The 12,777-nt window shown below is 68.9% G+C and carries 11 protein-coding genes; 7 read left to right on the top strand and 4 right to left on the bottom strand.

The features are described 5' to 3' along the window. Positions 1–83 precede the first annotated feature (83 nt). Both AB4Y40_RS22445 and AB4Y40_RS22440 read right to left on the bottom strand, forming a co-directional pair. Entirely contained in the window at positions 84–1,625 is a 1,542-nt protein-coding gene (locus tag AB4Y40_RS22445) for a deoxyribodipyrimidine photo-lyase (RefSeq protein ID WP_368689863.1), read from the bottom strand. An 88-nt stretch (positions 1,626–1,713) separates the two neighbouring features. After that, positions 1,714–2,442 (bottom strand): TetR/AcrR family transcriptional regulator, encoded by a 729-nt coding sequence (locus AB4Y40_RS22440; protein ID WP_368689624.1) that lies wholly within the window; start codon positions 2,440–2,442, stop codon positions 1,714–1,716. Positions 2,443–2,539: 97 nt separating this feature from the next. Between AB4Y40_RS22440 and AB4Y40_RS22435 the strand changes: the two genes are divergently transcribed. After that, complete coding sequence (locus tag AB4Y40_RS22435; RefSeq protein ID WP_368689623.1) at positions 2,540–4,108, top strand: MDR family MFS transporter; 1,569 nt, start codon at positions 2,540–2,542, stop codon at positions 4,106–4,108. Between the two features lie 250 nt (positions 4,109–4,358). After that, positions 4,359–5,663: an MFS family transporter gene (locus AB4Y40_RS22430; RefSeq protein ID WP_368689622.1), complete on the top strand. Its 1,305-nt coding sequence runs from the start codon at positions 4,359–4,361 to the stop codon at positions 5,661–5,663. Positions 5,664–5,681: 18 nt separating this feature from the next. Here the strand turns inward: AB4Y40_RS22430 and AB4Y40_RS22425 are convergent, their stop codons facing one another. Next, positions 5,682–7,100: a PLP-dependent aminotransferase family protein gene (locus AB4Y40_RS22425; RefSeq protein ID WP_368689621.1), complete on the bottom strand. Its 1,419-nt coding sequence runs from the start codon at positions 7,098–7,100 to the stop codon at positions 5,682–5,684. A 122-nt stretch (positions 7,101–7,222) separates the two neighbouring features. On the opposite strand from AB4Y40_RS22425, the gene AB4Y40_RS22420 reads away from it, so the two are divergent. The 4 genes from AB4Y40_RS22420 (at position 7,223) to kch (ending at position 10,975) form a co-directional block, all read left to right on the top strand. Beyond that, positions 7,223–8,146 (top strand): DMT family transporter, encoded by a 924-nt coding sequence (locus tag AB4Y40_RS22420; protein ID WP_368689620.1) that lies wholly within the window; start codon positions 7,223–7,225, stop codon positions 8,144–8,146. 97 nt (positions 8,147–8,243) lie between these two features. Continuing rightward, positions 8,244–8,780: an N-acetyltransferase family protein gene (locus tag AB4Y40_RS22415; RefSeq protein ID WP_368689619.1), complete on the top strand. Its 537-nt coding sequence runs from the start codon at positions 8,244–8,246 to the stop codon at positions 8,778–8,780. Positions 8,781–8,903: 123 nt separating this feature from the next. Further along, positions 8,904–9,797, top strand: coding sequence for a mechanosensitive ion channel family protein (locus tag AB4Y40_RS22410; protein ID WP_368689618.1), 894 nt, complete (start codon positions 8,904–8,906; stop codon positions 9,795–9,797). After that, complete coding sequence (kch, locus tag AB4Y40_RS22405; protein WP_368689617.1) at positions 9,794–10,975, top strand: voltage-gated potassium channel protein; 1,182 nt, start codon at positions 9,794–9,796, stop codon at positions 10,973–10,975. The genes AB4Y40_RS22410 and kch overlap by 4 nt, the downstream gene beginning before the upstream one ends. Before the next feature lie 21 nt (positions 10,976–10,996). Here the strand turns inward: kch and AB4Y40_RS22400 are convergent, their stop codons facing one another. After that, on the bottom strand, positions 10,997–11,575 hold the full coding sequence (locus AB4Y40_RS22400) for a putative glycolipid-binding domain-containing protein (RefSeq protein ID WP_368689616.1): 579 nt from the start codon (positions 11,573–11,575) through the stop codon (positions 10,997–10,999). A 245-nt stretch (positions 11,576–11,820) separates the two neighbouring features. Here AB4Y40_RS22400 and AB4Y40_RS22395 point away from each other — a divergent pair, with 245 nt between their 5' ends. Next, complete coding sequence (locus AB4Y40_RS22395) at positions 11,821–12,768, top strand: urea transporter (RefSeq protein ID WP_368689615.1); 948 nt, start codon at positions 11,821–11,823, stop codon at positions 12,766–12,768. The last annotated feature ends 9 nt before the right edge of the window (positions 12,769–12,777 follow it).

Below are 12,777 nucleotides of genomic sequence, written 5' to 3'. Positions count from 1 at the left end.
GCGTGCGCCCATCCGCGCCGCGCACGATAGCCGCATCACAAGACAGCCCGATGACGGCGGCGCTCATGCTTTGCCGCCCTTTTTTACGTCCTGCTTTGGCCCCTGTCGCGAAGCGCCGAGGCCCTGGCCCTGCCGGTTTGTGCATAGGCTTCGAGTGCACGCTGGCGTGCCAGTTCATGCTCGACGACAGGTTCCGGATAAGTTTTGCCGAGGCGCACGCCCGCCGCTTCGAGTTGCTGCGCGCCGGCCTTCCACGGCTGGTGCACGAGCGCATCGGGCAGGCCCGCCAGCTCCGGCACCCAGTGCCGCACATAGGCGCCGCGCGGGTCGAACTTCTGGCCCTGCAGCACCGGATTGAAGATGCGGAAATACGGCGCGGCATCCACGCCCGAGCCCGCCACCCACTGCCAGTTGGCCGGATTGCTGGCCGGGTCGGCGTCGACGAGCGTGTCCCAGAACCAGGATTCGCCCGCGCGCCAGTCGATCAGCAGATGCTTGCTCAGGAACGACGCCACGACCATGCGCACGCGGTTGTGCATCCAGCCCGTGTGCCAAAGCTCGCGCATACCGGCATCGACGAGCGGATAGCCGGTCAGCCCACGCTGCCACGCTTTCAGGCCGGCGGCGTCCTTGCGCCACGGCATGGCGTCGAAAGCGGGACGCAGGTTGCGCGTCGCCAGATCGGCGTAATGAAAGCGCTGGTAATGACAGAACTCCCGCCAGCCCAGTTCGCTCGCGAATTTTTCGGCACTCGCGGCGCGGCGCGCCGAGCCGCGTCCGTGCGCGTGCTGCGCCGCCCTGAGCGCCGCCCAGACCTGGCGCGGCGAAATCGCGCCGACGGCGAGATACGGGGAGAGGCGGCTCGTGGCCGCGTCGCCGGGCTCGTCGCGCTCGCCGGCGTAGGCGTCGAGGTCGGTGGCGAGGAACGCGCGCAGGCGCTCCAGCGCGGCTTCCTCGCCCGCTGTCCAGGCTGCGCGCACACCGCCCGACCAGTCGGGCGCGCGAGGAGCCAGGCCGAGCGCGTCGAGCGTCGATGCACGCTGGGTAAGACGTGCTGGCAGCGATTGAAAAATCATCCGTTCGGGCTCGCCTGCCGGCGGCGGCGGGTCGCCCATGCGCAGGCAGGCGCGCCAGTAGGCGCTGAAAACCTGGAACGGCTCGCCGGACTGATTGAGCACCGTCCATGGCTCATTGAGGAGCTGAGCGCTGAAGCTCTCCGCACTGACGCCGCGCTCGCGCAGCGAGGCTTTGAGGGCGCGATCGACCTCGCGTTGCGCCGCGCCGTAGCGGCGGTTCCAGTACACGGCTTGCGCGCCGGTTTCGGTGACGAGGGCGTCCAGTGTCGCCGCTTCGTCGCCCTGCAACAGCAGCAGGCGGCCGCCGCGCGCAGCCAGCGCCGCTTCGAGCGCGCGCAGCGATTCATGGCGCCACCAGCGCGCCGCCCCGCCCTCCGGGCGCTCGCCCGACGCGTGCAGATCGTGGATCCAGATACAGATCAGCGGCACGCCGCTCGCCGCGGCCTGCGCGAGCGCGGGCTGGTCGGCGAGCCGGAGATCGTCGCGAAACCAGACGATGGCGGGGGCCTGGTGCGCAGAAGTGCGGGAAGAAGCGGAAGAAGAAGGCAGACCGGACCTCGACCGGGAACATTCGCGCGGCACTGCGCACGGGCCATGCCGCAAAGGCCACGGAGCGTACCACGGCGCGCGCTGGCGACTAATCCGTATCAATGCCCGTATCGGCGTGTGCGTCGATGCGCCCAGGCCCCACGCCCTCGGTGATGAGCGCGACCGCATGGCGCGCGATCGCCTCGACGCCCACGTGTGGCCGCTGCGCGTCGCCGCGCCACATCTGGCTGGTGGCGAGTGGCAGCAGCGTGAGGCCCATCAGCGACTGGAACAGCAACGCAGGCTCCAGCGCCGCGTTGAGCCGGCCCTCGCGCTGCCAGCGCGCAATGGCCGTGTGGGCCTTTTCCTGGTGGTCGCGGCCGAGGCGCTCGAGCATGCGCTGGCGCAGCACGCCCCCCTCGCTGATGACGTCGCGCACCCACAGCGGCGGAAACCACGGATTGCGCTGCCCCAACGCCACGAAGCGCTGCACCAGCGCGGTGAGCGCCGCCACGGGATCGTCGGGATGCTCCGCGAAGATGTCGCCGAGCGACTCGCGCAGCGGCACGAAGCGCTCGTCGATCAGCACATCGATCAGTTGATCGCGCGTCTTGAAGTAGTAGTGGACCATCGCGGGCGTCACGCCCGCCTCGCGGGCGATGGCGGCAAGCGACGTGTCGAGGATGCCCTGGCGCGCGAACAACGCAAGCGCCGCGTCGATCAGACGCGCGCGCTGCTCCGCCCCGGCCACGCCGCCGCTCGGCCGGCCGGGACGGCGCGCGGCGGGCCGGCCTGGCGTGTCGCCTGCGCTGTCGAGGATGGGTTCTGGCACTTTCATAGGCGTTTTATCGGGTAACGAAATGAATTTTGACCAACTGGAATAATTGTCCTAATATTAACCTCCGAATTAATTAATTTCAAGACAGACGCACACGATGAAACCCAGCACGAAACACCCTGTGCCCGCTACGGCGGGGGTCGGCGCTCACGCGAATGCAGCGGTGCTGGCGTCGGGCCCGGCAGCTGCCGATGCGGGCGGCCATCCGCCGATCCGGCTGCTGTTTCCGGCGCTCCTGCTCGTCATGCTGCTGGCCGCGCTCGACCAGACCATCGTCTCGACGGCGCTGCCCACCATCGTCGGCGAGCTGGGCGGGCTCGACCGGCTCTCATGGGTGGTCACGGCCTACCTGCTCACCTCGACGATCGTCGTGCCGCTCTACGGCAAGTTCGGCGACCTGTTCGGGCGCAAGATCGTGCTGCAGGCGGCCATCGTGATCTTCCTGATCGGTTCGGCGCTTTGCGGCGTGGCGCAGAACATGGAACAGCTCATCGTGCTGCGCGCCCTGCAGGGCATCGGCGGCGGCGGCCTGATGGTCGTGACGATGGCCGCCATCGGCGACGTGATCCCGCCGGCGCAGCGCGGCAAGTATCAGGGCATGTTCGGCGGCGTGTTCGGTATCGCCACGGTGATCGGGCCGCTGCTCGGCGGCTTTCTCGTCGAGCATCTGTCGTGGCGCTGGATTTTCTACATCAACCTGCCGCTCGGCGCGATCGCGCTCGTGGTGATCGGCGCGGTGTTCAAGCCACGCGCCGCGCACGTGAAGCACGTGATCGACTACATGGGCGCGGGCTGGCTCGCCGCCGCCCTCACCTGCCTGATCCTCTTCACGAGCGAGGGCGGCTCGCTGCTGCCGTGGACGTCGCCCACGCTCTGGCTCACGCTGCTGCTCGGCATCGTCGCCGTGGCAGGCTTCATCCACGAGGAAAAGCACGCCGCCGAACCCATCATGCCGCTCGAACTGTTTCGCGAGCGCACCTTCGTGCTCGCAAGCCTGATCGGCTTCATCGTGGGCGTCTCGCTGTTCGGCTCGGTCACCTTCCTGCCGCTGTATCTGCAGGTGGTGAAGGGCTCGACGCCTTCGCAGGCCGGCATGCAGATGCTGCCGATGATGGGCGGCGTGCTCGTGATGTCGATCATCACGGGCCGCATCATCAGCAAGATCGGCAAGTACCGCATATTCCCGATCGTGGGCACGGCGCTCGTGGCCGTGGCGATGATGCTGCTCGCGCGCCTGCAGATCGGCACGCCGATTCACCTCATGTATCTCTACATGGGCCTGCTCGGCTGCGGCCTCGGCATGGTGATGCAGGTGCTGATCCTCGCCGTGCAGAACGCCGTGGAATTTCGCCACATGGGCGTGGCCACATCGGGTGCGACACTGTTCCGCTCGATTGGCGGCTCGGTCGGGGTGGCCGCGTTCGGCGCCGTGTTCTCCCATGGGCTGCACGCGCGGCTCGAAAAGGTGCTCACGGCCGATGTGGAACTACCGCAGCCGCTCACGCCCGACGTGATCCACCATCTGCCGCCCACGCTGCACGCGCAGTATCTCGATGCGTTCGCCGGGGCGTTGCACACGGTTTATCTCTTGGCTGCGGTCGTGGTGGCGTTCTCGTTCGCGCTGTCGTGGCTGCTGCGCGACGTGCCGCTGCGCAAGCAGCATTGAGCGACTTTCCCCCGCTTTCCCCCTCCAGCCAGCGGCTCCCCGCTGGCTTTTTTGTGCCTCGCGAACCGGCATTACGTGGACCTATTAGGGCCCGTTCTCGCAGTCATTACATTTTCCACACATTTAATTACAGTTAACTAAAATCGCGGGCATCGCGCGCCGGGACCCGGCGGCGCGCGTTTCAACTCTTGCGACGGCCGCATGACGGCCGCTCGCCACCAAAATACACAAACCAGGAGAAGACCCGCCCATGGACGTCCAGACCGACCCAACCACGCTATCCGCGCAAGACACGAGGCGACGCGTATTCGCCATCGTCGGCGCCTCGTCGGGCAATCTCGTCGAGTGGTTCGACTTCTATATCTACTCGTTCTGCGCGCTGTATTTCGCGCCCGCATTCTTCCCGAGCGGCAACACCACCACGCAGCTGCTCAACACCGCCGGCGTGTTCGCCGCAGGCTTCCTCATGCGCCCCATCGGCGGCTGGCTGTTCGGCCGCATCGCCGACCGCCACGGCCGCCGCACCGCGATGATGATCTCGGTGCTCATGATGTGCGGCGGCTCGCTCGTGATCGCCATGCTGCCCACCTACGCGCAGATCGGCGCGTTCGCCCCGTTCCTGCTGCTGCTCGCGCGGCTCTTCCAGGGACTTTCGGTGGGCGGCGAGTACGGCACGAGCGCGACCTACATGAGCGAGGTCGCACTCAAGGGCCGGCGCGGCTTCTTCGCGTCGTTCCAGTACGTCACGCTGATCGGCGGCCAGCTCTGCGCGCTGCTCGTGCTCGTGATCCTGCAGCAGACGCTTTCCACCGAAGAACTGAAGGCCTGGGGCTGGCGCATTCCGTTCGTGGTCGGCGCATTCGCCGCGCTGATCTCGCTCTATCTGCGCAAATCGCTCGACGAAACCTCGACGAGCGAGTCGCGCCACAAACGCGACGCGGGCACGATTCGCGGCGTGTGGCAGCACAAGGGCGCGTTCCTCACAGTGGTGGGCTTCACGGCAGGCGGCTCGCTGATCTTCTATACGTTCACGACCTACATGCAGAAGTACCTCGTCAACACGGCCGGCATGCACGCGAAAACCGCCAGCAACGTGATGACCTGCGCGCTGTTCGTCTACATGCTGATGCAACCGGTGTTCGGCGCGCTGTCCGACAAGATCGGCCGGCGCACGTCGATGATCCTGTTCGGCACGTTCGCAGTCATCGGCACGGTGCCGCTCATGCATGCGCTCAAGGACGTGTCGAGCCCGGTGGCCGCATTCGCGCTGATCACGGTGGCGCTGGCCATCGTCAGCTTCTACACCTCGATCAGCGGCCTCATCAAGGCCGAGATGTTCCCGCCCGAAGTGCGCGCGATGGGTGTGGGCCTCTCGTACGCGGTGGCCAACGCGCTGTTCGGCGGCTCGGCCGAATACGTCGCGCTGTGGTTCAAGGCGGCCGGCAGCGAGTCCACGTTCTACTGGTACGTGACCGCGCTGTGTGCGATTTCGCTGATCGTCTCGTGGCGCATGCGCGATCCGTCGAAGGAAGGCTATCTGCGTCACGAACCGTGATGCCCGGGCGCGGCCGCTTCATGCCGGCTGCGCCACCCGCTCCATCGCACGCTGCAATGTTTCGTAGACCTTCGGACGATTGCACTGCGAAACATTGAAGCGCAGAAAATCGCCCGCGCTGCGCGACACGCTGAACACGTTGCCCGGCGCGAGCACCACGCCTTCCACCAGCGCCTCGCGCGCGATCTGCGCGGCGTCGAGTCCATCCGGCAACTGCGCCCATACGAATAGTCCCGCCTGCGGCCGCGTCCATGCGGTCAGGCCCAGCGCCGCGAGCCGCTGCAGCGTCTCGCCCATGGCGTCGGCGAGCTTCGCACGCAAGCCGTCCAGATGCCGCCGATAGGTGCCGTCCACGAGCAGGCGGTGCACGAGTTCCGCCACCATCTCCCCATTGCCGAACGAGACCGCGAGCTTGAGATCCACGAGCGGCTCGATCCAGTCGGCGCGTGCCGCGATGAAACCGCAGCGCGCCGCCGCCGACATTGTCTTCGAAAAGCTGCCGATCGTCACGACACGCGCGAGCCCGTCGAAGGCCGCGAGGCGAGGCGCGGGCTCGATCTCGAAGTCGGCAAAGATGTCGTCCTCGACGATCAGGAGGTCGTGTTCCTCCGCGAGCTTGAGCAGGCGATGCGCGACGGCGGGCGCGAGCGTCGCGCCCGTGGGGTTGTGGACCGCCGAGTTCGTCACATAGAGGCGCGGACGCGATTCGGCCAGCGAGCGCTCGAACGCGGCGAGATCCGGGCCCGTCGGCGTGTACGGCACGCCGACCACGCGCACCCGGTGCGCGCGCAGCAGCGCCTGGAAATTGAAGTAGCACGGGTCGTCCACGAGCACGGTATCGCCCGGCTCCAGCAGGAAGCGGCACAACAGGTCGAGCGCCTGGGTGCCGCCGTCGGTCAGCACGATCTGCCCGGGCGCGGCCTCCACGCCGTGCTGGCCGAGCCGCCACGCCAACTGCTGGCGCAGCGCCGGCAGGCCGAGCGGCGACGCGTAATCGGTGAGCGGCGCGCGCGGGTCGCGTGCGAGGGCGCGCAGCGCGCGCCGCACGGCGTCCTGCGGCAGCCACGAGGCGGGCAGCCAGCCGCAGCCGGGCCGCAGCGCGTCGGCCTCGGTCTGCAGCGACTGGCGCGTGAGCCAGAGCGGATCGATCTCGCGGTCGAGCTGCGGCCCGAGCGCGGCGAGCGCGAGCGGCGGCGCGTGCCCGGCCACGAAGAATCCGGCGCCGCGCCGCGCGACGAGCACGCCTTCGGCGACGAGGCGCTCGTAGGCCTCCACCACCGTCGAATTCGAGACGCCAAGCTGCCCGCTCATCGCCCGGATGGACGGCACGCGCGCGCCCGCGGCCAGGGCCCGCGCGGCGATGCGCTCGCGCAGCGCCTGCATCACCTGCTCGACGCGCGTCATGGGCAAGGCTTGCGTCCTCGCTCTGTCTTTCATCTGTACTGCTCCGTGTTCAATACAGTTTGAACAAATTGTACTGATCTGTAGCTTACCTTCGCGCGGCGCGGCGCGCATCATCGGCGGATCGATCACCGCTGTTTCCTCTTGCCCACAAGCCCATGCGCAAAACGCTCGACCCCACCACCGACGGCTGGCTCTGCGGCCTCGCAGGCGTGCTCATCTTCAGCGGCTCGCTGCCCGCCACGCGGCTCGCCGTGCTCGGCCTCGACCCCGTGTTCCTCACCGTCGCGCGGGCGAGCATCGCGGGCGGGCTCAGCGTGCTGCTGCTGCTTGGGCTGCGCGCGGCGCGACCCGCGCGCGCCGAGGTCTGGCCGCTCGTCATCGTGGCACTCGGCGTGGTGGTGGGCTTCCCGCTCCTCACGGCGCTCGCGCTCCAGCACGTGAGTTCGGCGCACGCCATCGTGTTCGTCGGCCTGCTGCCGCTCGCCACGGCCGTGTTCGGCGTGCTGCGTGCGGGCGAGCGTCCGCAGCCGGCCTTCTGGCTCTTTTCCGCGGTGGGCAGCGCCGCCGTGGTGGCGTTCGCGCTGCGCCACGGCATCGACGCCTCGCCGCTCGGCGACGCGCTCATGCTCGGCGCGATCGTCGTGTGCGGGCTCGGCTACGCGGAAGGCGCGCGGCTGTCGCGGCGCCTGGGCGGCTGGCAGGTGATCTGCTGGGCGCTCGTGATCTCGCTGCCCGTGATGGCGCCGCTCGCGTGGTGGCTGCGGCCCGCCTCGTTCGCCGCGGTGGGCGCGGCCTCGTGGTGGGGGTTCGCCTATGTGTCGCTCTTTAGCATGTTGATCGGCTTTGTGTTCTGGTATCGCGGGCTCGCGCTCGGCGGCATTGCGGGCGTCGGGCAGTTGCAGTTGCTGCAGCCGTTCTTCGGCTTCGTGCTCGCCGCGCTGCTGCTGCACGAGTCCGTGCCGCCCGCGATGATCGCCGTCACCGCCGTGGTGATCGCGTGCGTGGCCGGCGCGCGGCGCTTCGGGCGCGCGGGCGGTGCTTCCGCTGTCGCGAATCGCGCGGGCACGCAGCGCGTCTAGCCCGGGCTTTTTTGGCGCGCTTCAAAAGCGCGCCCGCGCAAGGCATAGTGAGGAACGCAAACCTCCTTCTCCTTTGCCTTCGCGCTCGCTCCAACCGATGAACCCACACTCCGACGCGCACGTGCGCGACGCCACCGCCGACGACTTTCCCGCCATCGCCGCGATCTACGCGCACCACGTGCTGCACGGCACGGCGTCGTTCGAGGAGACGCCGCCCTCGCGCGAAGAACTCCTGCGCCGCCACGCCGCCGTGCGCGAACACGGCCTGCCCTGGCTCGTCGCCGAGATCGACGGCCAGGTGGCGGGCTACTGCTACGCCACGCCCTACCGGCCGCGTCCGGCGTACCGCTTCACGGTCGAAGACTCGATCTATATCGACGAGGCGTTTCGCGGCCGCGGACTCGGCCACACGCTGCTCGACGCGCTGATCGAGCGCTGCGAGGCCGGCCCGTGGCGGCAGATGATCGCCGTGGTCGCCGACCCGCGCGGCGGCTCGCTCAAACTGCACGAGCGCCTGGGCTTCACGCTGACCGGGACGCTGCGCGGCGTGGGCTTCAAGCACGGCGAGTGGCGCGACACCGCGCTCATGCAGCGCACGCTCGGGCCGGGCGCGGATACGCCGCCCAAGGGCTGACGCGCGAGCCTCAACTGCATGGCGGCACGCCACACGCGCGCCGCAAGCGAAACGCCGCTCGTACAATACGTCCTTTCGCAACGGAGCCGGACTCAGGGCTCCGCAGACAAGGACTGATTCACCATGCAACCCCTCCTCGAACACCTGCACCCGTCCAACTGGGGCTTCCTGTGGGACGCGCTCTCCGCGCTCGCGCTGCGCCTGTGCGCGGCCTTCGCGATCCTCTGGTTCGGCTGGTGGCTCTCCCGGCGCGTGGGCAACTGGATCAAGCGGCGGGGCAGCGGCATCGATCCCACGCTGCGCCCCATCGTGCGCGACACCGCCGTGTGGGGCGTGCGCCTCGTCGCCGTGATCGGCGCGCTCTCGCAAATCGGCATCCAGACCGCCAGCATCGTCGCGGTGCTCGGCGCCGCCGGTCTCGCCATCGGTCTCGCGCTGCAAGGCACGCTGCAGAACATCGCGGCCGGCATCATGCTGTTGCTGCTGCGGCCGTTCAAGGTGGGCGACTATATCGACGGCAGCGCCGGCGCCAGCGTCGCGGGCACCGTCGAGGAAGTGAACCTCTTCACCACGCGCCTCACGAAACCGGACGGCATCTGCGAATACGTGCCGAACAGCGCGCTGTGGAGCAATTCGATCCGCAACTACAGCCGCAATCCCACGCGCCGGCTCGATCTCGAAGTGGAAGTGTCGGTGCGCGACGACGTGAACCGCGCGATCGACGCCTTGCGCACGCTCGCCGCCGCCGACCCGCGCGTGCTGGCCTCGCCCGCGCCGCAAGTGATGGTGACGCGTTTCGACGACAGCACCGCCGTGCTCAACGTGCGCGTGTGGTCGAATATCGACACATTCTGGGAGATGCGCTGGGAGCTGTCGCGCAAGGTGCGCCAGACGCTCAATGACGCGCACTGCTCGCTGCCCCTGCGCACGCGCGAGTTGCACATCGTGCAGACGCAACCGGCGGAACCTGAGCAACCGACACAACCGACACAACCGACGCAACACGCGCAGCAATGAGCGCGTACGCGCGTCGCCTGCGCGGCTACGCCCGAGGGCTCGTGCCGCACGGCTACCTGGCCGTGCTGCTGGTGCTCGACGGCCTGCTGCTGGTGCGCCCGGTCGCACAGAGGGCGCTCGAACACGCGGGCGGCAACTGGTTCGACGACTGGATCACGCTCATCAATGCGTTCGGCGTGCTCGCGCTGCCTCAGGCGCTCGTTGCGACCGGCCTCACGATGATGTCGTTCGGCATCGCGCTGCGCGCCCGCGTGGCGTGGGTGCTTTCTCTGGTGCTGCTCACCGGCGCGGCCAGCATCTGCCTGTGGGGCGACTATCGCAGTCACGCGCTCGCCGGCTTCTCGCTCGCCCTCGCCTGCGCGCTGATCCACTACTGGCGCCACTTCGATCGCGCGAGCGTCGCCGCGGGATCGCTGTTCGCATTCCTGAGCATTGGCTCGTTGGTCGTCTACGCGGTGTTCGGCTCGCTGTATCTCGGCGACGACTTCGACCCGCCTATCCGCAACCTCGTCACGGCGTTCTACTTCTCGATCGTGTCGATGTCCACGGTCGGCTACGGCGATATCGTGCCGCGCTCGGACACTGCGCGGCTGTTCACGGCCTCGATCATCGTGCTCGGCATCACCGTGTTCGCGACGTCGATCAGCGCCGTGATCGGGCCCGTGATCGGCGGCCATTTGAAACGCATCGTGAAGGGAGGCATTTCCAACGTGACCCGCAAGAACCACTATCTGATCGTCGGCGCGTCGCCGCTCGCGCATAGCGTGTACGCGGGGCTCCTCAAGCGCGGCTACGCGGCGACCGTGATCGTCGCGCCGAATATTCCGCACAACTATCCACCGGAGGCCGATCTCATCATCGGCGATGCGAGCGACACCGCGACGCTGCGCAATGCGGGCGCCGAAACCGCGCTCGCCGCGCTCGCGCTGCGCTCGGACGACGCCGAGAACGCCTTCGTGATTCTCGCGATCAAGGAAATCGCGCCGGAGGTGCGCACCGTGGCGCTCGTCAACGACAGCCGCAACCTGCAGCGGCTGCGCCTGCTGCAGCCGGACATGGTGTTTTCGCCGCAACTGCTCGCGGGCGAGCTGCTCGCACGCACGCTCAACAACGAAACCATCGACAACACGCTGGTCGAGCAGCTGCTGTTCGGCAAGAGCGCGGGCGGCGCGGCGTAAGCGCCTTGTCGCCGCGTGCCATCAGTCCGGCGGCGGCAGGCGCCGGAACAGCGTGGGATAGTCGATCACGAGCCCGTCTTCGTCCACGCGCAGGTTCGCCGTGAAGTCGCGAAAGATGCCCTCGTAGCGATACTCGCGATCGCGCTCGATGCACACGTAGGCCTGCTCGACGGGCTTGGGATCCAGCTCGGGCGCGGCGATGTACACCACGCGGATCGGCTGCCGCTCGCCGCGCGCGAGGCCCAGACGCCGGATCGGCAGCGTGTTCGTGTACGGCGTCGCGGCGATGTCGATGTCGATGCAGCCGTCGAGCGCCTCCAGTGCGCGCCCCTCGCCGTCGGTCCAGTGGCCCTTGCCGTCGCTCTGGAGCACGAGCGAGCCGCCACCCATCACGCGAAACGCCGCCCAGCGCACGCGCCAGCGCGCATCGCACTCGATGGCGTAGCACAGGCCATAGGACTTGCCGTAGCGCTCGCCGATGACCACGCTTTCCGCGCGGATCGTGTCGCCTGTTTCGCCGAATTTCGGGCCGCAATGCGCATCGAACGCCAGATGCTCGATACCCTCGCCCGTCTCGGATGCCCAACGCACTTCACGCATCGTTCGCCTCCCATGTAACGCTGTCGACCAGAGTTAGTGCTTTAGCACTTACTCTGGTCCCGTGCAGACCTGTCTCTGGATGACCTCGATAACCGCCTTGCGCATATCGTAACGCGGCGACGAATAGCGACTATCAACGCACGCGCATGCGCGAGGCGGTCTGCATCGCCTATGCTCGCAATCTGGCCGGCCGTGCGCCTCGCACCGGGGCCTCGCCGCCCGCACCCGCACGCCACGTCTTCGCCATGTCCGCCCGATTTTCCGCCGCTGCCGGCGCCACTGCGCGGTCCACCGACACCGCCGCCGCCGGCGCGCTTTTGCGCAGCCTCGGCCAGATCGTGCTGCAGCCGCACGCGGGAACGGGCGCGTGCCTGCTCGCGGCGCTCGCGCTCACCGACTGGCGGCTCGCTTTCGCCGCCCTGCTCGGCGCCGCGGCGGCCAATGTCTGCGCGGTCGTGGCAGGCCATGCAGAAGCGGCGATCCGAGACGGCGTTGCAGGCTACAACGGCGCGCTCGCCGCGCTCGCGGCGTTCACCTTCGTCGGCGATGCGGGCACGGCGGCCGCGCTTGCGCTCATCGCGGGCGGCGCGAGCGGGTGGCTCGCCGGGCCGCTGGACCGCCGCCTCGCGCGCGCCCGGCTCGGCTTGTATTCCGTGCCCTGCCTCATCGCGACCTGGATCTGGCTGCCGCTGCACCCCGGCAGCGCCCCCGTCGCCAGCGCAATCGCCGCAGCCCCGCCGGCCCTGCACGGCGCGCCGCTAGCGGCCGCCGCACACGCCTCCGCCGGCGTGTTGAGCGGCCTCGCGCAAACCACTTTTGCCTCGGGCGCAGCGGCGGGACTGTGCGTGCTCGCGGGCCTCGCCTGGTCGTCGCGGCGCGCAGCGGCCTATGCGCTCGGCGGCGCGGCGCTCGCGAGCGCGCTCGAACTCGCGTGCGGCGCGAGCCCGGCCGCCCTCGGCGCGGGCCTCGCGGGCTTCAACGGCGTGCTTGCCGCGCTCGCCGTCTGCGCGCTCGGCACACGCGCCGCGATCTGTGCGACCATGCTCGCCGCGGCCCTGCATCTGGCCGCCGTGCGCTGTGGACTGCCCGCGCTGACCGCGCCGTTCGTGCTGGCAAGCTGGAGCGTGCACGCGGCGGCGCGACGCCTGCGCCCTGCGTCGTCCACGCCGCCTGAAGAGTCCATCGTCCGCTGAAGGAATCGC

The sequence above is a fragment of the Paraburkholderia sp. EG287B genome, from assembly GCF_040965595.1.
GTDB lineage: Bacteria > Pseudomonadota > Gammaproteobacteria > Burkholderiales > Burkholderiaceae > Paraburkholderia.
Note: the sequence above shows the minus strand (reverse complement) of the source record. Positions and strands in the feature narration are given on the sequence as shown.

What these genes read in the sequence shown, in the direction of transcription:
- AB4Y40_RS22440 (WP_368689624.1), bottom strand. Translation starts at nt 2,442, where the DNA reads ATGAAAGTGCCAGAACCCATCCTCGACAGCGCAGGCGACACGCCAGGC.
- AB4Y40_RS22435 (WP_368689623.1), top strand. Translation starts at nt 2,540, where the DNA reads ATGAAACCCAGCACGAAACACCCTGTGCCCGCTACGGCGGGGGTCGGC.
- AB4Y40_RS22430 (WP_368689622.1), top strand. Translation starts at nt 4,359, where the DNA reads ATGGACGTCCAGACCGACCCAACCACGCTATCCGCGCAAGACACGAGG.
- AB4Y40_RS22425 (WP_368689621.1), bottom strand. Translation starts at nt 7,100, where the DNA reads ATGAAAGACAGAGCGAGGACGCAAGCCTTGCCCATGACGCGCGTCGAG.
- AB4Y40_RS22420 (WP_368689620.1), top strand. Translation starts at nt 7,223, where the DNA reads ATGCGCAAAACGCTCGACCCCACCACCGACGGCTGGCTCTGCGGCCTC.
- AB4Y40_RS22415 (WP_368689619.1), top strand. Translation starts at nt 8,244, where the DNA reads ATGAACCCACACTCCGACGCGCACGTGCGCGACGCCACCGCCGACGAC.
- AB4Y40_RS22410 (WP_368689618.1), top strand. Translation starts at nt 8,904, where the DNA reads ATGCAACCCCTCCTCGAACACCTGCACCCGTCCAACTGGGGCTTCCTG.
- kch (WP_368689617.1), top strand. Translation starts at nt 9,794, where the DNA reads ATGAGCGCGTACGCGCGTCGCCTGCGCGGCTACGCCCGAGGGCTCGTG.
- AB4Y40_RS22400 (WP_368689616.1), bottom strand. Translation starts at nt 11,575, where the DNA reads ATGCGTGAAGTGCGTTGGGCATCCGAGACGGGCGAGGGTATCGAGCAT.
- AB4Y40_RS22395 (WP_368689615.1), top strand. Translation starts at nt 11,821, where the DNA reads ATGTCCGCCCGATTTTCCGCCGCTGCCGGCGCCACTGCGCGGTCCACC.